Origin of the sequence: Streptomyces sp. NPDC005791 (assembly GCF_042871485.1) — a bacterium.
Taxonomy (GTDB): Bacteria; Actinomycetota; Actinomycetes; order Streptomycetales; family Streptomycetaceae; genus Streptomyces.
This window is the reverse complement of record NZ_JBIAIP010000031.1, coordinates 1-20,371: the sequence shown is the minus strand read 5'-3', so window position 1 is coordinate 20,371 and position 20,371 is coordinate 1. Positions and strand designations below refer to the sequence as shown.

Sequence of the window (20,371 nt, the reverse complement as noted above, 5' to 3'; positions counted from 1 at the left end):
GACAACATCACCCCGTACGCGCGCAGCAACGTCTTCATCGTCTTCAACAGCGTGGAGAACACGGCCCAGGAGCCCTTCGCGGCCCCGATCCGCCGCCCCGACTTCATCGGAGCACGCGACTTCACCCCGGTGAAGTAGTCACGTACGTCGGTCGGAAGGGGCGGGACGCATCACGCGTCCCGCCCCACCCGCGTCCCGGCTGTCGGCTCGGAGGGAGCCGGCCCTCCGGTGCCCGGGGCAGCGCATGGACCTGGCCGGGAACAACCGCTACTCCTCGGCGGCCGCCTCGGCACTCACGGCTGTCCAGGAGTCGATCAGGAGTTGATCAGGAAGGCGGAGAGCACCCCTGGCTGCGCTCGGGGCCGCCCTGCTGCGGCCTGTTCCGACTGTGATCAGCATCATCTTCGTGAACCACATGTGCGTGGGAACCGCCCTACGCCCGAATGCCCTCAAGGAAGACAGAGGAACGCGGGGGCCATGACCGCGCTTCCACGGGCAACAACGGGAAGGGACATTCATGAAACTGACAGTCAGAACCGCGGCATTAGGAGCACTCCTCGCCGCCACCACCGTGCTGGCGGCTCCGGGATCCGCATCGGCCGCTGACCCCAAGGACGGGGTAGTGGGCTGCTCGGCAGGTAAGGTCTGCCTCTTCGACGGCCACAGCCTCACCGGGAGCGTCCTGCAGCTCGATGCGGTGGACCACCGCAACATCGGTCCGGCGTGGAACGATCGGGCCGGCTCGCTGTGGAACCGCACCGACAAGCACGTGTGCGTGTGGACCGATGAGAACTTCCGCGGCGAGAACTGGATCATCGAGCCGGGCAAGACACAGGAACTTCTTTTCGTCTACGACAACTCGGTGACCAGCGTCGAGGTCCATTACGGCTTCGGCTGCGGGGGCTGAGCCGACGGTTGACCGATCCCGCCATCCGCTTCCGCTTCAAGCGGACGATGGCGGGATGTGGCCGCGCCCCCAAGGCCGGCGAGAACGGTACGCCACCGCTGCACGGCGCCCGGGCACCTGCCGATCTGTCTGATCGAGGTGCAGGTCCCTGACCGCACTCATGTCACCGTGTTCGGAGGCTCGAAGACACGATGCGGTTGTGCGAGACACCCATGGCGTACGTCTGGGAGTCAGGACCGAGAGAAGCCGCAGGAAGCTGAGCCGGGCGATCGAGAATGCGGATTCGGGCGCCGCACGGGATGTCTCCAGGCCCCGGGTGAGCCACGCGGCCCGTGTGCATCTGGCCCTCGCCCTCGGGGGGAGGGCGCGTCGTGCACACGGTTCTCGCCTTTCTGATCCAGGCGGTATCCGTGAGCCTGTACGTCGCTGTCGTGCTCGGACTCGGCGGGGCGGTGAGCCTCCCCCTGTAGTTCCCAGCAGGCGCATGCCTTGCGCCTCCGGTCAGGCGCTCGGCCGGAGCGTACGGGCGGAACCACGGGTACGCATCGACACCGCCATGATCAGGGCCACGAACCAGAACAGGCCCGTCACGGCGCCGATGAGGCTGACCACGACGACGAGGCCCAGGCGCTCCACTCCTCTGCGGTAGGCGATGAACGACGGCACGCAGAGGAGGAGGAGAGCCGCCGGCACCAGGATGAGCAGTTCCACGGGACTGAGGGTCGAGATCATCGGGCCACCTTACAGATCGTTTCCGTACGCGCATACGCGCGAACCCCGCGCGCAGGCAGGCCACTTGGGGTCAGACGCCTGCTTTTCCCTTGTCCGTGCCGGTGGGCTCGCGGTCGGCGTCGGCTCCGGTCACCGGCCCCATGCGCCGGAGAGCGGGGGTGAGGGCGAGGGTGACCGCGGCGGAGGCGACGGCCATCACGGTCATGGCGGTCGCGGGTGAGGTGACGTGCGCGATGCCGCCCGCGACCGCCGCGGCGAGGCCCTGCATGGTGAACATCCCTGAGTGGTGCAGCCCGAGGGCGTGCCCCGTCAGCTCGCCCGGGACCAGGGTCATCAGGCGTTCCTGGAACAGCAGGTTGGCGGAGAAGCCGACCGAGGCCAGGGTCACGGCGGCGAGCGCCATCGGCAGCCCGGGGTGCAGGAAGAAGATCGCCTACCGGGAGCGGCTGGCCGCCGATCCGGTCACGGCTTGGCTGGTACCCGTCGCGCTGGGCAGACACCGGTGGATCGCCGACTTCCTGACGCCGGTGCCGTCCCACGGGGGTGAGACCCCGGGCGGGGAGGAGTTCTACGACGAGCTCGAACGGATCCGTGAGACACCGGCCGGCACCGCTCGCACCGATCTGGGGACCGCTCATCGGGGGCCTCTGCCAAGTCCTCTGCTGGGCCCCGGTCTGCCGAAGCGCCTCGCCGATCTGCTGGAGTGGGTGTGGCGGGAGACCGTGGCGCCCGACTGGTTGCGGCGACGACGTGGTCGGCCGCCGCCGGGCGGGGAGGTCCGTGCTCTACGACCGCTCGGCCGCCGGCGACGCGCTGGTGCGGGCGCAGGAGCCCTGAGGGCTGTCCGCTGCACCGGGTCGCCGGAGCGCCCCCGCATGCAACTCGCTGGACCTCGGCGGGGCTCAGCGGCGACAGTGGCGCCCATGACTTCGCTCGTACAGCACATCACCATCGACTCCGCCGATGCCTACGAACTGGCCCTCTTCTGGGCCGAGGTACTCGGCTCGCCCCTGGCCGACGACGACTTCCCCGGCGATCCCGAGGCGCTCGTGGAGGCACCGGGGGCGGCGCTGCTCTTCGTCACCGTGCCCGAACCCAAGCGCGCCAAGAACCGCGTCCATCTGGACGTCCGACCCGAGGACCGCACCCGTGACGAGGAGGTCGAGCGGCTGCTCGCCCTCGGCGCCACGCTGGTCGCCGACCACCGCAAGCCGAACGGGCGGGGCTGGGCGACCCTGGCGGATCCGGAGGGCAACGAGTTCTGCGTGGAGTGCGGTGCGGCGGAGCGCGCGGCGCTGAGCGGGACCCGGCTGCCGGTCACCGCCGATGACGTGACGCTGGCGGTGCGGCTCGCGGTCGATGCCCTCGCGCAGTCCCCGGCGGACGACTGGCGCGTCCCGGCCGGGTCGTTGACGTGGAACTGCTGGGAGACCGTGGAGCACCTGAGCGACGACCTCTTCGCGTACGCCGTCCAGCTCGGCAAGCCCTCGTCGGAGGGCGAGGTCCCCTACCGGTGGGCCCCGGAGCGCGAAGGCGGCCCGTGGAACGCGATCTTCGCGGACCCGGCGGCGGGAACCGCCGGGCTGCTCACGACCTTGGAGGCCAGTGGCGCCCTCCTGACCGCGATGGTGCGTACGGCCTCTCCCGACCTGCGTTCCTACCACTCGCACGGCGTCTCCGATCCGGAGGGCTTCGCCGGGATGGGCGTCGTGGAGACCCTGGTGCACACCCACGACGTCGCCGCCGGGCTGTCGCTCCCCTGGGCCCCGCCGCAGGACCTCTGCGACCGGGTGCTGGCCCGTCTCTTCCCCTACGCGCCGGACGACGACGACCGGTGGGCCGTCCTGCTGTGGTCCACGGGCCGCGCCGATCTACCGGGCCGCGCCCGTGTCACCTCGTGGAAGTGGCACGGCGCGCCGCTGGACCGGTGAGCTGCGGGAACCTGCCACATCGCGGCCGGATATCCCGCCCGGGGACGTCCGGGCGGGATGTGCCGGTAGCGTCCCTGCCATGGAACAGACGACCAGGACCGCCCTCACCGATCAGGCGCCGGCAGACCCGGCGGCCACCGACGACATGCTGGCCACACAGCCCGTCGGGTACTGGAGCGGCCTGACCCATTCGGCCGTCACCCGCCATCTGCGGGACGCCCTGGCCAGGATCGACGTCACGCAGCCGCAGTACTGGGTGCTGAACCGGGTGCACGGTGGGTCCGCCGAGCCCACGCGTGAGGAGGTCGTCGCCCAGCTCGCTCCCCTCGCCGACGGGCCGCAGGACATCTCCAGGACCGTCGACCAGTTGCTCCACCGCGGCTGGCTCGGCGAGAAGGGCCGGCGGCTGCACCTCACCGACGACAGGGAGGCCGCCCGGGCGCGTCTGCGTGGGCTGGTGACCGGACTCCGCGCCGAGGTCCACCGGGGGGTCAGCGACGCGGAGTACGTGGCCGCGCTCAAGGTGCTCCGGACGATGGTGGCCAACGTGGAGGGCTCGCGCACGGTCTGAACGCCGGCTCCACCGACAGCGGTTCGCCGCCGGCCCGGGCCCGCCGCGGGGCGGTCCGGGCCGGCGGGACGGCCTACCTGTGGGAGAACCACCTCGCCGCGGGCAGCAGCGTGCCGTCGTAGTCGAACACCGCCTGGTTCTCCCACGCGTTGCCCGAGGCCGGGTCGGCCGGGTCCCAGCCGCTGCCCTTCGCGGCGGTCCAGGCGGGCTCCCAGTACACGGCGCCCAGCCCCCGGCCGTTCGGGACGGCCTCGACGACGTTCATGACGTCCCGGAGGTTCGCCGCCTGACCGGCCGGGGTGGCCGGGTAGCCGCTGACCAACTGGCTCGCGGTGGCGACGTTGTTCTGGAGGCCGTCGTCGTCGGCGAGCGTATGGGCGTAGGCGGTCTCGGCGACCAGCACCGGCTTGCCGTAGCGGGAGGCGGCGTCGTCGAGGTTGGTCTGGAGCTCGGACAGCGAGCCGTGCCAGTAGCCGTAGTAGGAGAGGGCGATGACGTCGAAGGGCACCTTCTGCGCCACGGCGTTGTCGAACCACCAGCGGGTTCCCTCGTTGTCGCCGCCCTCCGCGAGGTGCAGCGCCACCTTCGTACCGGAGGAGACCGTCTTGGCGGCGTTCGCTCCGGAGGTGAGGAGGCCGCCCAGCTGGGACCAGTTGTCGGTGGAGCCCTCCGGCCAGAGCATCCCGGCGTTGGTCTCGTTGCCGATCTGCACCATGTCGGCCGTGGTGCCCTGGGCCTTCAGGGCGTTCAGCACGTCGTAGGTGTGGTCGTAGACGTCCTTCTTCAGCTGTCCGTAGCCGTGACCGGCCCAGGCGGCAGGCTTGATCTGTTTGCCGGGGTCGGCCCAGGCGTCGGAGTAGTGGAAGTCGATGAGGGTCTTCATCCCGAGGGCCTTGGCGCGCTTGGCCATGGCGAGGACGTGGGCCTTGTCGTTGTAGCCGTCGACGGGGTTCACCCACACCTTGAGGCGTACGTAGTTCATCCCGGAGCTCTTGAGGATGCTCATGGCGTCCCCGGCCGTGCCCCTCGCGTTCCTGTACGTCGCGCCGTGCGCCTCGTTCTTCGGGAGGGTGGAGAGGTCACCGCCCCTGACGCTCAGGCCGGTGCTCCCCGGCGTGAAGGTGATGTCGTCGAAGTTGGCCCACTCCCCCGCGTGCGCGTCGGAGTTGAGGCTGATGGTGCAGCCGCCGCCGGACACCTCGACGGAGGTGACGAGCCGGATCCAGGCGCCGTCCGCGGTCGGCGGCAGGTCGGTGCGCTGCTCGGCGGACCCGCAGTTGCGCAGGGCGATGTAGGCGGAGTTCTGTCCTCCGCCGGAGCGGACCCAGGCGCTGAGGGTGTACGTGCCGTCGGCGAGGCCGTTCAGGTACTGGTAGGTCTCGACCTTGTACGCCGAGGCCGACCAGTGACTGAGCCGGGTGCTGCCGCCGTGGCCGCCCGCCTCGGTGTAGGAGGCGGTGTTCTGCCCGCCGGCGGAGTACGTCGACCAGCCGGTCGTGCCCGACTCGAAGCCGGTGTTGACGGGGGTGGTGGCCGCGTGCGCGGCCGTTGCGGGGAGCGCGGCGAACACGAGGCCGGAGAGTGCGGCCACCGCCCCGGCCGCCTTCGCGCGGGTGTGCGTCGTTCCGTACATCGTCGATGTCCCTTCGACCGTTGTGCGGGGTGGGCTGGGCGCCTCAGCCGTCGAGGCGTACGACGCGGACCTCGCCCGCCGGTACGGCGAGCTTGTCCACGGCGGGCTCGCCGGTGAGGAGTTCGGTGCCGGGGGCGTCCGGTGCCACGGTGGCGTCGCTGTCGCTGTGGTTGATCACGAAGAGGTAGGTGCCGGTGTCGCCGGTGCGACGTACGACCTCGACGTCGTACGGCAGGCTGGTGCGCGGTTCGATGCGGGCGTCGGCGGCGGCGCGGTCCAGGACGGCGTCCAGGTCGGGTCCCGAGAGCCGGGTGGAGATGTACCAGGCGGTGCCCTCGCCGAACTGGTTGCGGGTGACGGCGGGCCGGCCGGCCGGGACGCCGTCGGCGTACGACCAGACGGTCTCGGCGCCGCGCGGGATCACGACGTCCGACCAGAGGTCACCGGTCAGGTCCGTGCCTTCGGGAGCGCCCTCGGGGGTGGTCAGTCGGACGGTGTCGCCCGCGCCGAGCGGGGAGAACTCCTCGACCGTCAGACCGAGTACGTCGCGGAACACGCCGGGGTAGGCCCCGGGGTGCACCGCGTCGTCGGCGTCGACGATCCCGGAGAAGTACGAGACGACGAGGGTGCCGCCGTTCTCGACGTACCGGCGCAGGTTGCGGCCGCTCTCCTCGGTGGCGAGGTAGAGGGCGGGGACGACGACCAGGGGGTATGCGGACAGGTCGGCGTCGGGGTGGGCGAAGTCGACGGTGAGGTGTCGGTCGTAGAGCGAGGCGTAGAAGGTGTCGGCGCGCTCGCGGGCGTCGTGCTCCTCGCTCGGGCGCCACTCCAGGCCCTGGGCCCACCAGGACTGCCAGTCCCAGAGCATCGCCACGTCGGCGACGGTCCGGGTGCCCCGGATGCCTTCCAGCAGGCCGAGTCCGGCTCCGAGGGCGCTCACCTCGCGCCAGATCCGCGAGTCGGTGCCGGCGTGCGGGACCATCGCGGAGTGGAACTTCTCGGCGCCGCGCCGGGACTGCCTCCATTGGAAGAACATCGCGCCCTCGGAGCCGCGGGCGACGTGGGCGAGGCTGTTGCGGGCCATCTCGCCGGGGCGCTTGGCGGGGTTGCGGGGCTGCCAGTTGACTCCGCTGGTGGAGTGTTCCAGCAGCAGCCAGGGGGCGCCGCCCGCGACCGAGCGGGTGAGGTCGGCGGCCATGGCGAGGTTGACGTGGGTGCGACGGCCGTCGGTGATCAGGTAGTGGTCGTTGGTGACGAGGTCGACCTCGCGGCCCCAGGCCCAGTAGTCGACGGATTCGCACTGGCTGAGGGCGGTCATGAAGTTGGTGGTGACGGGGATGCCGGGGGCGAGCCTGTGCAGGATGTCGCGTTCGGCGGTGAAGTTCTCGCGCATGGTGGCGTCGGCGAAGCGGGCGTAGTCCAGCTGCTGGGCGGGGTTGCCGACCGTCGGGGCGGTGCGGGGCGGGTCGATGTCGTCGAGGCTGCGGTAGCGCTGGCCCCAGAAGGCGGTGCCCCACGCCTCGTTGACCGCGTCGGCCGAGCCGTGCCGGGCCTCGAGCCAGCGGCGGAAGTGGGCGCCGCAGCCGTCGCAGTAGCAGGCGCTGACCGGGACGCCGTACTCGTTGTGGACGTGCCACATCGCGAGGGCCGGGTGGCTCGCGTAGCGGCGGGCGAGCTGCTCGGTGATGTTCGCCGCTGCCGCCCGGTACGGGGCGGAGCTGTGACAGATGGCGCCGCGCGATCCGAAGGCGTAGCGGACACCGTCGCGGCTGACCGGGAGTGCTTCGGGGTGGGCGCGGTAGAACCAGGCGGGCGGGACGACGGTGGGGGTCCCGAGGTCGGCGCGGATCCCGTTGACGTGCAGCAGGTCCAGGAGGCGGTCGAGCCAGCCGAAGTCGTAGGTGCCCGGCTCGGGTTCCAGCAGCGCCCACGAGAAGATCCCGACGCTGACCATGGTCACGCCGGCTTCCCGCATCAGGCGTACGTCCTCGTGCCAGACCTCTTCGGGCCACTGCTCGGGGTTGTAGTCGCCGCCGAAGGCCAGCTTGTGCAGGCCCACCGGGTAGGCAGCGGATTCTGAGTGCGGCATGGACAGCTCCTCGCTCTGCGGGACAACTTCTGGGAACGTGCACACACACTCTCGGCGGCGCGGAGCCAACATAACCGCACAGCAACAACCATTGACAAGTGTCGGTTTCGTTTCTCTACTGTGAACGCTCACAGCGCCATGTCGGCCTCACCGCCGATGCGCCGGCTCATCTCGTCAGGGGAGAAACATGAAATACCGCACCGTCGCGGTGTCCACCGCCGCCGCTCTCGCCGCCACTGCCCTGCTCTCGGGGTGCGGCTCGGACGACGGCGGCGACGAGCCGGCCGCCTCCGGGCCCGCCTCGCTGACCTACTGGGCGTGGGCGCCCGGCCTGGACAAGGTCGCGGACATCTGGAACAAGGGCCCGGGCAAGGAAGCCGGCATCACCGTCACGGTGAAGAAGCAGGCCTCGGGCGACGACCTGGTCACCAAGATCATCACGGCGGCGAAGGCCGGCAAGGCTCCTGACCTGGTCCAGGCCGAGTACCAAGCACTCCCCACCCTCGTCTCCAACGACGTCCTCGCCGACATATCCGAGGAGGCCGGCGACACGAAGAGCCAGTTCGCCGACGGGATCTGGCAGCAGGCGACACTGGGCTCGGACGCCCTGTACGCGTTGCCTCAGGACTCGGGCCCGCTGATGTTCTACTACCGCCAGGACCTCTTCCAGCAGTACGGCCTGACCGTGCCCACCACCTGGGACGAGTTCGCCGAGACGGCCCGCGAGCTGAAGAAGAAGGCGCCGGACAAGGACCTCACCACCTTCTCCTCCAACGACTCGGGCCTCTTCGCGGGCCTCGCCCAGCAGGCGGGCGCGAAGTGGTGGACCACCGGCGGCGACACGTGGAAGGTCGCGATCGACGACCCGGCCACGCGGAAGGTCGCCGACTTCTGGGGCGGTCTCGTCAAGGAGGGCGCCATCGACAACCAGCCGATGTACACCCCGGCCTGGAACAAGGCGCTCAACACCGGCAAGCAGGTCGCCTGGGTCAGCGCCGTCTGGGCGCCCGGCACCCTGACCACCGCCGCGCCCGAGACGAAGGGCAAGTGGGCGATGGCCCCGCTCCCCCAGTGGACCGCCGGTGAGAGCGTCACCGGCAGCTGGGGCGGCTCCTCCACCGCCGTCACCAACGACTCCAGCAACAAGAAGGCCGCAGCGACCTTCGCGAAGTGGCTGAACACGGATCCGACGGCGCTCGCCGCGCTCGTGAAGGAGGGCGGGATCTACCCCGCCGCGACGGCCGCGCAGACCGGCGGCGCGCTCTCGAAGGCACCGGACTACTTCTCCGGCCAGCCCGACTTCTACACCGAGGCCGCGAAGATCGCCCAGGGCACCGCCCCGGCCGCCTGGGGCCCGAACGTCAACGTCGCGTACAGCGCCTTCAAGGACAACTTCGCCGAGGCGGCCAAGAACAGGGCGGACTTCGGCCCCGCCCTGACCGCCATGCAGGACGCCACCGTCGCGGACCTGAAGAAGCAGGGCTTCGGAGTCTCGGAGTGACTCGTACACCCCGCAGGAAGGCGTACGGGGTCAAGAGCGCCCCGTACGTCTTCCTGGTCCCCGCGACCGTCCTGTTCCTGCTCTTCTTCGCCCTGCCCATCGGCTACGCCGTCCACCTCAGCTTCCGCAGGACCGAGGTCAAGGGACTCGGCCTCGGCAAGGGCGCCCGGGAGGAGATCTGGGCGGGTCTGTCCAACTACACCGACGCGCTCTCCGACTCGGAGCTGCTGCACGGAGCCCTGCGCATCCTCGGTTACGGCGCGATCGTCGTCCCGGTGATGCTCGGCCTCGCCCTGCTCTTCGCCCTGCTGCTGGACACCGACGGGCTCCGGCTGCGCGGCTTCAGCAGGCTGGCGATCTTCCTGCCGTACGCGATCCCGGGTGTCATCGCCGCGCTGATGTGGGGTTTCCTGTACCTGCCGGACGTCAGCCCCTTCCTGTACGTGCTCGACGCGGTGGGGCTGCCGCAGCCCGATCTCCTGGACGGCGGGCCGCTGTACCTCTCGCTGGCCAACATCGCGGTGTGGGGAGGCACGGGCTTCAACATGATCGTCATCTACACCTCGCTGCGGGCCATCCCCGCCGAGATCTTCGAGGCCGCGCGCCTCGACGGCTGCTCGCAGCTGCAGATCGCGCTGCGGATCAAGATCCCGATGGTGGCGCCGTCCCTGATCCTGACCTTCTTCTTCTCGATCATCGCGACGCTCCAGGTGTTCAGCGAGCCCACGACGCTCAAGCCGCTGACCAACTCGCTCTCCACCACCTGGAGCCCGCTGATGAAGGTCTACCAGGACGCCTTCGTCAACAACGACATCCACGCGGCGGCCGCGCAGGCGGTCATCATCGCCCTCGCCACCCTCGCCCTGTCCTTCGGCTTCCTCAGGGCGGCCAACTCCCGTACGAAGCGGGGAGACTCCCGATGACCACCCAGTCCCTCGCCGCCCCCGGCCGCCGGCGCCTCCCGCTCGTCCCGACCGCCGCGCTGCTGCTCGGCGCGGTGTACTGCCTGCTGCCCGTCGTCTGGGTCCTGGTCGCCTCGACGAAGTCCGGCAGCGAGCTGTTCTCCACCTTCACCTTCCTGCCCGGCTCCGGCTTCACCGACAACGTCGCCGACCTGACGGCGTACCGGGACGGCGTGTACTGGAAGTGGATGGCCAACTCGGCCTTCTACGCCGGGGCGGGCGCCCTGCTCTCCACCGCGGTGTCCGCGGTCTCGGGGTACGCGCTGGCCGTGTACCGCTTCCGGGGCAAGGAGACCGTCTTCAACATCCTGCTCGCCGGGGTGCTGATGCCTCCGGTGATCCTGGCCGTACCGCAGTACCTGCTGCTGGCCGAGGTGGACATGACCGACTCCTACCTGTCGGTGCTGCTGCCGCTGATCCTCTCCCCGTACGGGGTCTACCTCGCCCGGATCTACGCGGCGGCCGCCGTGCCGGCCGATGTGATCGAGGCCGGGCGGATGGACGGCGGCGGTGAGTGGCGGATCTTCCGGACCATCGCGCTGCCGATGATGCTGCCGGGTCTGGTGACGGTGTTCCTGTTCCAGTTCGTGGCGGTGTGGAACAACTTCCTGCTGCCCTACATCATGCTCGGCGACGACGAGAAGTTCCCGGTGACCCTGGGGCTCTACACGCTGCTCCAGCAGGGAGCCAACACCCCGGCGCTCTACACGCTGGTCATCACCGGCGCGCTGCTGGCGATCATTCCGCTGATCGCCCTGTTCCTCGTGATCCAGCGGTTCTGGAGCCTCGACCTGCTCTCCGGCGCCGTAAAGTCCTGACAGCTCCTCAACAGGGCACTTCTTCATGAAAGATCGAGCACCATGAGCCGCACAGAACAGAACGGCGCGGGACGCCGCAGGCCGCCGACGATCCACGACGTCGCCCGGGAGGCCGGGGTCTCCCGGGGCACGGTCTCCCGGGTGCTCAACGGCGGTCACAACGTCAGCCCGGCCGCCCTCGAAGCGGTTCAGTCCGCCATCCGACGGACCGGTTACACCGTGAACCGGCATGCCCGGTCCCTGATCACCGGGCGCTCCGACTCGGTGGCGTTCCTGCTGACCGAGCCCCAGGAACGCTTCTTCGAGGACCCGAACTTCAATGTGCTGCTGCGCGGCTGCACCACCGCGCTCGCCGCGCACGACATCCCGCTGCTGCTGATGATCGCGGGTACGGAGGCGGAGCGCCGCCGCAACATGCGCTACATCGCCGGACACGTGGACGGGGTACTGCTGGTCTCCAACCACTCCGGCGACCCGGTCGCCTCCCAGCTGCACGAGGCCGGCGTGCCGCTGGTGGTCTGCGGGAAGCCGCTCGGGCAGGGGTCGCGGGTCAGCTATGTGGCGGCGGACGACCGCAACGGCGCCCGGGACATGGTGCGCTTCCTCCACGAGTCGGGGCGCCGGCGGATCGCGACGGTCACCGGACCCCTGGACACCCCGGGCGGGGTGGACCGGCTCGCGGGCTACCGCGAGACGCTCGCCGAGTGCGGGCTGCCGGTCGACGAGACCCTGATCGTGCCGGGCGACTACAGCCGGGCCGGCGGTGAGGCGGCGGCCGCGCTGCTGCTGGAGCGGGCGCCCGACCTGGACGCGGTGTTCGTCGCGTCGGACCTGATGGCGCAGGGGGTGCTGAGCACCCTGGAACGGGCGGGCCGGCGGGTGCCGCAGGACATCGCCGTCGCGGGATTCGACGACTCGCCCGCGGCGCTCGCCGGCCGTCCGCAGCTGACGACGGTCCGCCAGCCATGGGACCGGATCAGCGCCGAGATGGTGCGGGTCCTGCTGGCTCAGATCGGCGGGGAGGACCCGGCCGCGGTCATCCTCCCCACCGAGCTGGTGCGCCGGGAGTCCACCTAGGGGTCAGCCCCTCGCCGGTCCCGGCGCCCCTGCCCGAGCTCAGCCGGACAGGACGTCCAGGGCGCGGTCGACTTCGGCCGCGGTGTTGTACAGGTGGAAGGCGGCCCGCAGATTCCCCGCCCGGGCCGAGACCAGCACCCCGGCCGCGGCCAGATCGGGCTCCCTGCCGCCCAGGCCGGGTACGGCGACGATCGCCGAGGTGCCGGGCACCGCCTCGTGCCCGGCCGATGCCAGGCCCTCGCGGAAGCGGGCGGCGAGCCCGGTGGCATGGGCGTACACGGCGTCCACCCCCACCTCGGCCAGCAGGTCCAGTGCCTTCTCGGCCCCGTGATAGGCGAGGAAGGCGACCGGTTCGTCGAACCGCCGGGCGTCGGGAGCGAGCTTCTCGACCGGCCCGTACGTACTGTTCCAGCGGTCCTCGGCCGCGACCCAGCCCGCGTAGAGCGACGGCAGGGTCTCCTGCGCCTCCTCGGTCACGGTCAGGAACGATGTCCCTCGGGGGCCCATCAGGAACTTGTACCCACCCGTGACCGTGTAGTCGTACGCTCCGGCGTCCAACGGCAGCCATCCGGCCGACTGGCTGGCGTCGAGCATCGTGCGGGCGCCGTGTGCGGCCGCGGCCGTACGGACCGCGTCGAGATCGGCGACCCGGCCGTCGGCCGACTGGGCGGCGGAGAACGCGACGAGCGCGGTCCCGGGCCGTACGGCGTCGGCCAGTTCGGTCAGCGGGACGTAGCGCATCCTCAGATCACCGCGCACCGCGAAGGGGCTGACGACGGAACTGAACTCCCCGGTCGGCGCGAGGACTTCGGCGCCCGGCGGGAGGGAGGCCGCGACGAGGCCCACATGGGCGGCGACGGAACCGCCGACCGCCACCCGTGCGGGCGCGACCCCGGCGATCCGGGCGAAGCCGGCGCGGGCGGCGTCGACCGCGTCGAAGCTGCCCGGACCTCCCCGGACGCCCGCGGCGCACTCCTCGGCCAGCGTCCTGACGGCCTCGAGCGCGCGACGGGGCAGCAGTCCGCTGGCGGAGGTGTTGAGATAGGTCGTTCCGGAGGCGAATTCGGTGGCCCTGGCCTGATCGATCGCAGAGATCTCCATACGCAACAGCCTGACGGCCGCTCAATCCCACGTCAATCACGCATGTTTCAGCGGCGCGCCCAAGGTTCGCTTATATGCGCTGGTCGGACGCCTCGACCCGGGGCACGTCGCAGGCCCCGTCCGCGTCGCAGGCCGCCGCGTCCCCGCCGACCCGGGTGAGACCGGGCACCTCCCGGTCCTTCCACGCCTGCTCCAGGGCCTGGACGAAGACCTCCGAGGGCTGCCCGCCGGAGATGCCGTAACGCCGGTCGAACACGAAGAACGGCACGGCGGAGGCACCCAGTTCGGCCGCCTCGCGCTCATCGGCCCGCACGTCGTCGGCGTACGCCCCGGGGTCGGCCAGCACCCCGCGGGCCTCCTCGGCGTCGAGTCCCGCCTCGACGGCCAGGCCGGCCAGCACCGCGTCGTCGAAGACCGAGCGCTCCTCGGCGAAGTTCGCGCGGTAGACGAGGGTCAGCAGCTCGTCCTGGCGTCCGCGGGCCTTGGCGAGGTGGAGCAGCCGGTGGATGTCGAACGTGTTGCCGTGGTCGCGCCCCTCGGTGCGATAGCCGAGCCCCTCGGCCTGCGCGTTCGCCGCGACGTTGGCCTCCATGCCCCGGGCCTCCTCGGGGGTGCGGCCGTACTTCTGCGCCAGCATGTCGATGACCTGCTCGGTGTCGCCCTTGGCGCGGCTCGGGTCGAGCTCGAAGGAGCGGTGGACCACCTCGACCTGGTCACGGTGGGCGAACCCGGCCAGACCCTTCTCGAAGCGGGCCTTTCCGACATAGCACCACGGGCAGGCGATGTCACTCCATATCTCGACGCGCATGACTCTTCTACTCTCCAGCTCTGCTGTACGGGCGGCGGAGGGCTCCTCCGCCGCCCCTTCAACGTGCGGAGGGGGCGGCTGATTCCCGGACGGGAGCCGCCCGGGGCGCGGCTCCCGTCCATGGAGACCCCTCAGTGGTCCGCGCAGCACGGAGTGGGGTCGGGCACCTCGAACGGGACGAGGGTGCCTCCCACCGCCGGCATGGCAGCGAGGACCAGTTCACCCTCCCTCCACTGCGGACGGACGAACTCCCGCGTGACCACGCGGGTCGCGGGGTCCGGCCGGTCCGCCGTGCCGAGGACCTGGACCCGCTCGATCGCCGAGCGGCTCACCAGCTCGGCGACCGTGAGGGTGCCCGTCAGGGCGGCCGCGCCGGGATACAGCACCGCCCGGCCGACCCGGTCCCAGACTCCGTCCGTCACCCGGTGTCCCTGAGCCGTGAGCCGGGTCCGGGCGTCGTCGATGACGGCCTCGGACCCGGCGGCCAGGGACAGGGCCACGCGCGGCCGGCCCCCGTCGTCGTCCCGCACCAGGTGGGTGCAGCCGTACGCGTCCGCAGGGAGGCCGAGTCCGGCAGCGAGGTCCCGGAGCAGTGCGTCGGCCTCGTGCAGGTCGGTCACGGAGGTGTCGATGCCAAGGGCGTACGGCGGCGGGTTCACGACGGCAGGACCCAGACCGGGTTGGAGTAGAACCACAGGTCGCGCCACGGGTCGGCGTCACCGACGACGTCGATGGCCGGGCCCGCCGGGTCGACGGAGGCTCCCATCGCGCCGACGGCGGAGCGGTTGCCGTCGGTGCCGCGCAGCCGGAGGTAGACCGGCCGGTCGACGCGGCCCAGGTCGTAGGTGAGGCGGACGGTGCCGGTGGACTTGTTCACCTCGTACGACTTCACGACCCTGGCGCTCGGGGCGGTGAAGGTGTCCTTGTCCTCGACCTCACCGGTGACATCGCCCTGGATGACGTCGACGCGGGCAAGAGTCGGCTGGAATCCCGCCCAGTTGGGGCCGCCGGCCGCTGACACGTCCACGGTGAGGGTGACGCGGGTGCCCTTCTTCACCTGGAGGGCGCCGCCCAGGGTCGCCCAGCGGCTGCCGCCGGACACCCGGACGTCGAGGCCGCTGAGCAGCTGGCCGTGGTCGACCCAGACGCGGCCGGCGCGGATACCGTCCATGACGGCGGCGTAGGAGAAGCCGTCGGCGCCGACGTGGGTGCGGCTGTAGTAGCCGGGCCAGTAGTCGTTCTCCGTGATGTCGATCTGGCCGCCGTAGACCGGGTCGTCGTAGCGGCCGTTGGTGTCGAAGCTGCCCCCACCGCGCACGCCGGTGTCACCGTAGACCTGGTGCGAGTCGGAGTTGGCGGTGATCCACCACGGCTTGCCCTCGGCGAGCAGGCTGTCCCAGAGGCCGCCGACGGTGGAGGTCATCCAGTCGAAGCCGCCCCAGGTGCGGTAGCTCTCCAGCGGGTAGCCGGGGAAGGAGGCGCTGCCGGGGCTGTTGTTGTAGATGCCGCGGGCACCCCCCGGGCCGAGCGGCTTGGGCAGGCCGCCCGCCTGGTGGCCGGGAGCACCCTCGAAGCCGACCGCGATGCGGTGGCCGGCGGGGGTGGCGTCCCGCCAGGCACGGAGTTCGTGCGGGGAGTCGATGCCCTTGCGCGCCGGGTGGTTGGCGAGCATCAGGGCGTCCTTGACCTTGCGCCGCTTGACCTGCTCGGACAGGAAGGTCAGGCCGGCGATGGCCAGCGCCTCGTTGGCGGGCGTCGAGCCGCTGGCGCCCTTGACGGAACCGTCGTAGCCCGTCTCGAACTGCTTGAGGACCGAGACCTCGTTCCTGCCCGGGTGCACGAAGACGGTGCCGTGCTCGGCGGCCGGGATGTTCCACTCCAGCCCCTGGAAGACGAGGGTGTCCTCGTAGGCGGAACGGGCCGCCCGGATGTCGGGGTTGACCTTCTCCACGCCGATCTTGGCGTGCGTGCCGCTGCCGTGGTCGGTGATGACCAGCCAGTCCATGCCGTGCCGCGCACCCTGGCGGACCTGGTCGACGACGCGGTACTTGCCGTCGCTGCTGTACTGGGTGTGGATGTGGTGGTCACCGGCCAGCCACAGGAAACCCTTGCCGCGGCGGCGACCGGAGCGGGAGTCGGCGGCGTACGCGGGGGCGGCCGCCGCACCGGCCAGCACGCTGCCCGCGGCCATGCCGGCGCCGAGCAGACCTGCCCGGCGCAGCAGGGTGCGGCGGGACTGCTGCTCGGGGTTCAGCGCCTCGTCCGGGATCGAGGTGTCGAACGCCGCGGGCAGGGGCACCGTCTCGTGCTGGTGGTCGTGGTCGTGACCATGGTCGTGATGGTGGTGATGGCCGTGCCCGTGTCCCATGACGCTCCTCGTGGCTGATGCCGCCGCTGCGGCTGGTGCTGCCGGCTCCGCATGTGATGCGTGGGCCGCATGAGGAGACTCGATGCAGAAGATGAACCTTGAACGACTTCCGGATGGGCGGCGGACGTACCCGGTACGGCCAGTCACCGAAGGGCGCCGCCCGGCTTCGCGGGCGTGCTAGGGCTGTTTCGAAAGTAGCGCCGTTCGCCCGAAGGGCGGGCCTGGCGGCGTCTGGTGCGTGCGATCGCGAGGCGGAGGGTCGCCGCGATACTGGATGTACCGGGGTGATCCCGACAACGCGGCGAGCGTGCGTGCCAGGCGTCGCCAGGCAGGCGGGACTTTCGAAACACGCCCCAGGGGCGTGCAGCGAACTACCGTGCGGCTTGCGGGACTTGACCTGGCCGGTCAGAGCATCGCTCGCTCGCGGGTTGTTCCGGCTGCGTGCGCGCCGCCGGCCCTCAGGTCAGACGAGGGCGGCGACCAGCAGGGTGAAGGCGGCGACGATGACGGCTACGCGGACCTGGTGGAGGCGGTCCCAGCGGTTCATCTGCTGCTTCCAGTCGGCGGGCCGGCTGTCGGGGGTCCACGTCTTGCCCCGGTTGTTGATCGGGACGAGCAGCAGGATCGACATGATCACGCTGAGGATCAGCAGCGCGCCGGCGGTGACGACGAGGCCGGCGCCGCGGTGGTGCCATCCGGCGATGGCCCGTACCGCGACGAGGACGAGTGAGGCGATGTACCAGACCGGCATCACCGCGCCGAGCATCCGGCCCCCGTGGGCGCGGCCGAGCTGGCCACTGTCCTCGGGGAGCGCGTTGAGGATCGGATTGATGACGAAGGCGACGGAGAACTCCACCCCCACCATCACGCCGACGCCCACCACGGTGACCACCTCGAGTGCGTCGAGCATGACGACCTCCTGATATCTAGTGCTGCTAGATGATGAGGCAACGCTAGCTCTGCCACCGCTCACTTGTCTAGCGGTGCTAGGATCGAGCCATGTCGGTACAGGAACGCAAGCAGCGCGAACGGGCGGAGCGCGAGCGCCTCATCGTGGCGACAGCCCGCGAACTCGCCGAGCAGCAGGGCTGGGACGCGGTCACCACCCGCCGGCTCGCCGAGCGCATCGAGTACAGCCAGCCCGTCCTCTACAGCCACTTCCGGGGCAAGCGCGAGATCATCGGCGCCGTCGCCCTCGACGGCGCCGCCGAGATGGCCTCGGCGCTGCGGGCCGCGACCTCCACCGCGGACGGACCTCGCACCCGGGTCACCGCCCTCGCCCGCGCCTACCTCGACTTCGCCGCACGCAACCCGGCGGTCTACGACGCCATGTTCCAGCTCGACGGCGGCCTGGCCTTCGCGGACGTGGACACTCCGGAGCCTCTGAAGGACGCCTTCGCCGCCCTGCTGGAAAGCCTCGGCGAGGTCGCCGGGGACGGCGTCCACCCGGGACTGTTCACCGAGGTGTTCTGGGCGGCCCTGCACGGGCTGGCCACCTTGACCCGAGCGGGACGGCTGCCGCCGGAAGACACCGCGCCGAGGGTGGAGCTGCTGGTGGACCGGCTCGCCGTGATCTGACACACCATCCGGCGGGTACGCGGACGGGCCCTCGGCCCCGGGCACCCGCCCCGCAAGCTGCGATGCCCATCGATCACGACCCGACACGCACCCCGGGCGCCGTGCGTCGGCCGGTCCGTCCGGAGCGGCCGAAGCGCGGCGGCTCCTCCTCGTCACCGTGCGGGACGCCGCGGACGAGCAGCTCGGCGCGGCGCGGCCGGAGCGATCGGGCCGGCCCGGGACGTCCGGAGGGCCTGAGCGGCGCGGCGAGTTCCGCTCTCACGACGTCGGGCCGGTCTCCGGTCCTGTGGTGCGTGCGGCGCGGGCGTAGCGGGCGGCGAGGTCGGCGAACGCCGTGGCCAGCCGGGGTGGGCCGATGATGTCGATGTCGGTGTCGAAGCGGCCGATGGCGGCGGCGAGCCCGGCCCATGACCAGGAGCCGAGGCTGAGTCGGCAGCGGTGAGGGCCGAGTTCCTCGACGATCCCGTCCCGGGCGAAGGGTGCGACGTCGGCGGCCGGGAGCTGGAGGATGACCTCACCTCGGCAGGGCCAGTCGGTGACGGTTCCCTCGTTGCCGCGGAATCGGCTGGTGACGAAGGCGGAGAGGTTGCCGCCGGGGAGTTCGCGGGGCGCGAAGCGGGGGCCGGTGGGTGTGCGGGGCCGGACGCGGTCGAGACGGAAGGTGCGCCAGTCCTCGCGGTCGAGGTCCCAGGCGACCAGATACCAGCGACTGCGCCAGGTGACCAGGTGGTGGGGTTGCACTCGGCGGGGCCCACCGGCCGAGGCGGCGGGGGCCGTGGTGTAGTCGAAGCGCAGTTCCTCACGGGCGTGGATGACGCGGCTCAGTTCCATCAGGACCCGGGTGTCGATCCGAGGGGTCTCGCGGGCCTCGGGCGGTTGCACATCGGTGATGCGCAGCAGATCGACGCGGTGGCGCAGGCGGGGCGGCATGACCTGGCGGAGGGTGGCCAGGGCGCGAGTGGCGTCCTCGGCGGCGGTGGTGCCGGTGACCGCGGTCTGCAGCGCGACGGCCAGGGCTACGGCCTGGTCGTCGTCGAACAGCATGGGCGGCATGTGGGTGCCGGCATCCAGGCGGTAGCCGCCGGCCGGTCCTTTGGCGCTCGTGATCAGGTAGCCGAGTTCGCGCAGACGGTCGATGTCACGGCGCACGGTGCGCGAGGTGACGTCGAGACGCTCGGCAAGCCCCTCGCCGGACCAGTCACGGCGCGTCTGGAGCAGGGAGAGCAGAGCGAGCAGCCGGGAGGACGTCTTGTGCATGGGATCCATTGTCTCCGCAGTACAGGACACACCCTGTCCTCCATCGCCGACATGGTGGCGTACAAGCCGTCCCGGGGCGTCGTTCCTGGGCACGGCAGCCGCCACCGGGTCTGGACGCCCGGCGGCGTGGATGTCACATCGAGGCAAGGAGCAGATCGTGTCCGTCACGACCACCACCCACCTGAACTTCCGGGGCAACGCGCGTGAGGCGCTGGGCTTCTACCGGTCCGTCTTCGGCGGACGCACCGTCGCGGTCACCTACAAGGAGGCGGGCGCCGTGCAGCAGGAGAACGAGGCGGACTGGGTGATGTGGGGCGAGGTGGCCGGCGACAACGGCTTCCACGTCATGGCCTACGACGTGCCCTCGCACCTGCCCTGGAGTCAGGGCGAGAACCCGTTCTTCGTCTCCGTTCGCGGTGACGACACCGAGGAGATCAGCGCCCTGTGGGGCAGGCTCGCCGAGGGCTCGGCCGTCGTGCGCCCGCTGGAGCCCGCGCAGTGGGCACCGCTGTACGGCATGCTCACCGACCGCTTCGGCATCACCTGGGTCCTGGACGTCACCGCCCCGTACAACGGCTGAACCGGCCGAGATGTGCCCGCACCGCCGCGGCCCTACGGGTGCCTCGACGGTGCGGGCACCGAACACGTACAGCAGCGGGTCGCAGTCGGATCATCGGCACCCCTACCTGGGTCTGTCCGTCGCAGGCGCCCGCATGGTCCTGGTCGACGGACGTGTCACCGCCCGTTGCTTTGACCATCAGTAGGTCTCAGCAATTCCGGCGTTTCTGCCGGAATGGTCCGTAACGGTGTCACCAGAGTACGAGTTGCGTTCTGGTGTCCTGTTGACGGTCTCCCGTTTCTGTCCCGGCTCTGGGGCCGGGGATTGTGCCACCTGCCCGCCCCGCCCCGGCCTTGCGGCCGGGACGGGTGGTGCGGGTCTTACGGTCGGCTCCACGGGGCTTCGACCCCGCCATGGCGGCGGGGCCCAGGTCTCCGGCCACTCCGGTACCTGTGGGTGTGACGTGGGTGGTGCGGGTT

The 20,371-nt window shown here is 71.0% G+C and carries 18 protein-coding genes and 2 pseudogenes; 10 read left to right on the top strand and 10 right to left on the bottom strand.

The features are described 5' to 3' along the window. Together ACFYSH_RS33325 and ACFYSH_RS33320 are read left to right on the top strand one after the other, a co-directional pair. Positions 1-138 (top strand): annotated as a pseudogene (locus ACFYSH_RS33325) (ectoine hydroxylase); the annotation flags it as partial. A 379-nt stretch (positions 139-517) separates the two neighbouring features. Next, complete coding sequence (locus tag ACFYSH_RS33320; protein WP_359474681.1) at positions 518-907, top strand: peptidase inhibitor family I36 protein; 390 nt, start codon at positions 518-520, stop codon at positions 905-907. Positions 908-1,408: 501 nt separating this feature from the next. On the opposite strand, the gene ACFYSH_RS33315 is transcribed toward ACFYSH_RS33320, so the two are convergent. After that, a complete protein-coding gene (locus ACFYSH_RS33315; protein ID WP_359474684.1) occupies positions 1,409-1,639 on the bottom strand; it encodes a superinfection immunity protein in 231 nt (76 codons plus the stop codon). Positions 1,640-1,709: 70 nt separating this feature from the next. After that, positions 1,710-2,069 (bottom strand): annotated as a pseudogene (locus tag ACFYSH_RS33310) (MFS transporter); the annotation flags it as partial. Positions 2,070-2,562: 493 nt separating this feature from the next. Here ACFYSH_RS33310 and ACFYSH_RS33305 point away from each other — a divergent pair. Next, the gene (locus ACFYSH_RS33305) at positions 2,563-3,570 is read left to right on the top strand and encodes a VOC family protein (RefSeq protein WP_388757536.1); all 1,008 of its coding nucleotides are present in this window, start codon (positions 2,563-2,565) and stop codon (positions 3,568-3,570) included. Positions 3,571-3,649: 79 nt separating this feature from the next. Next, a complete protein-coding gene (locus tag ACFYSH_RS33300) occupies positions 3,650-4,141 on the top strand; it encodes a MarR family transcriptional regulator (RefSeq protein WP_359474690.1) in 492 nt (163 codons plus the stop codon). Positions 4,142-4,214: 73 nt separating this feature from the next. Here ACFYSH_RS33300 and ACFYSH_RS33295 read toward each other — a convergent pair whose 3' ends face one another. Continuing rightward, positions 4,215-5,774 (bottom strand): arabinogalactan endo-1,4-beta-galactosidase, encoded by a 1,560-nt coding sequence (locus ACFYSH_RS33295; protein ID WP_359474693.1) that lies wholly within the window; start codon positions 5,772-5,774, stop codon positions 4,215-4,217. Positions 5,775-5,817: 43 nt separating this feature from the next. Next, positions 5,818-7,863 carry a beta-galactosidase gene (locus tag ACFYSH_RS33290; RefSeq protein ID WP_359474696.1) on the bottom strand — a complete coding sequence of 682 codons (2,046 nt, stop codon included), beginning with the start codon at positions 7,861-7,863 and terminating at the stop codon, positions 5,818-5,820. A gap of 187 nt (positions 7,864-8,050) precedes the next feature. Between ACFYSH_RS33290 and ACFYSH_RS33285 the strand changes: the two genes are divergently transcribed. From ACFYSH_RS33285 to ACFYSH_RS33270, 4 genes are read left to right on the top strand one after another with little or no spacing between them, the layout of a single operon-like run. After that, on the top strand, positions 8,051-9,364 hold the full coding sequence (locus ACFYSH_RS33285) for an extracellular solute-binding protein (RefSeq protein ID WP_359474699.1): 1,314 nt from the start codon (positions 8,051-8,053) through the stop codon (positions 9,362-9,364). Continuing rightward, the gene (locus tag ACFYSH_RS33280; RefSeq protein WP_359474702.1) at positions 9,361-10,287 is read left to right on the top strand and encodes a sugar ABC transporter permease; all 927 of its coding nucleotides are present in this window, start codon (positions 9,361-9,363) and stop codon (positions 10,285-10,287) included. The genes ACFYSH_RS33285 and ACFYSH_RS33280 overlap by 4 nt, the downstream gene beginning before the upstream one ends. Next, on the top strand, positions 10,284-11,144 hold the full coding sequence (locus ACFYSH_RS33275) for a carbohydrate ABC transporter permease (protein ID WP_359474705.1): 861 nt from the start codon (positions 10,284-10,286) through the stop codon (positions 11,142-11,144). Before ACFYSH_RS33280 ends, ACFYSH_RS33275 begins: the two co-directional genes overlap by 4 nt. Before the next feature lie 42 nt (positions 11,145-11,186). Then, a complete protein-coding gene (locus tag ACFYSH_RS33270; protein ID WP_388757529.1) occupies positions 11,187-12,221 on the top strand; it encodes a LacI family DNA-binding transcriptional regulator in 1,035 nt (344 codons plus the stop codon). A 39-nt stretch (positions 12,222-12,260) separates the two neighbouring features. On the opposite strand, the gene ACFYSH_RS33265 is transcribed toward ACFYSH_RS33270, so the two are convergent. The 5 genes from ACFYSH_RS33265 to ACFYSH_RS33245 all read right to left on the bottom strand — a co-directional run bounded on the left by ACFYSH_RS33265 (position 12,261) and on the right by ACFYSH_RS33245 (position 17,408). Continuing rightward, positions 12,261-13,322, bottom strand: coding sequence for an aminotransferase class V-fold PLP-dependent enzyme (locus tag ACFYSH_RS33265; RefSeq protein ID WP_388757526.1), 1,062 nt, complete (start codon positions 13,320-13,322; stop codon positions 12,261-12,263). Positions 13,323-13,392: 70 nt separating this feature from the next. Then, positions 13,393-14,130, bottom strand: coding sequence for a DsbA family oxidoreductase (locus ACFYSH_RS33260; RefSeq protein ID WP_359474714.1), 738 nt, complete (start codon positions 14,128-14,130; stop codon positions 13,393-13,395). A 131-nt stretch (positions 14,131-14,261) separates the two neighbouring features. Beyond that, the gene (locus ACFYSH_RS33255; protein WP_388757523.1) at positions 14,262-14,789 is read right to left on the bottom strand and encodes a hypothetical protein; all 528 of its coding nucleotides are present in this window, start codon (positions 14,787-14,789) and stop codon (positions 14,262-14,264) included. Then, positions 14,786-16,498: a PHP domain-containing protein gene (locus ACFYSH_RS33250; RefSeq protein ID WP_388757519.1), complete on the bottom strand. Its 1,713-nt coding sequence runs from the start codon at positions 16,496-16,498 to the stop codon at positions 14,786-14,788. Before ACFYSH_RS33250 ends, ACFYSH_RS33255 begins: the two co-directional genes overlap by 4 nt. 463 nt (positions 16,499-16,961) lie before the next feature. Beyond that, entirely contained in the window at positions 16,962-17,408 is a 447-nt protein-coding gene (locus ACFYSH_RS33245) for an anthrone oxygenase family protein (RefSeq protein ID WP_388757516.1), read from the bottom strand. Positions 17,409-17,497: 89 nt separating this feature from the next. Here ACFYSH_RS33245 and ACFYSH_RS33240 point away from each other — a divergent pair, with 89 nt between their 5' ends. Then, positions 17,498-18,076 carry a TetR/AcrR family transcriptional regulator gene (locus tag ACFYSH_RS33240; protein WP_388757513.1) on the top strand — a complete coding sequence of 193 codons (579 nt, stop codon included), beginning with the start codon at positions 17,498-17,500 and terminating at the stop codon, positions 18,074-18,076. A gap of 258 nt (positions 18,077-18,334) precedes the next feature. Here the strand turns inward: ACFYSH_RS33240 and ACFYSH_RS33235 are convergent, their stop codons facing one another. Continuing rightward, entirely contained in the window at positions 18,335-19,333 is a 999-nt protein-coding gene (locus ACFYSH_RS33235; RefSeq protein ID WP_388757509.1) for a helix-turn-helix transcriptional regulator, read from the bottom strand. A 157-nt stretch (positions 19,334-19,490) separates the two neighbouring features. Here ACFYSH_RS33235 and ACFYSH_RS33230 point away from each other — a divergent pair, with 157 nt between their 5' ends. Beyond that, positions 19,491-19,913 carry a VOC family protein gene (locus tag ACFYSH_RS33230; protein ID WP_388757506.1) on the top strand — a complete coding sequence of 141 codons (423 nt, stop codon included), beginning with the start codon at positions 19,491-19,493 and terminating at the stop codon, positions 19,911-19,913. The last annotated feature ends 458 nt before the right edge of the window (positions 19,914-20,371 follow it).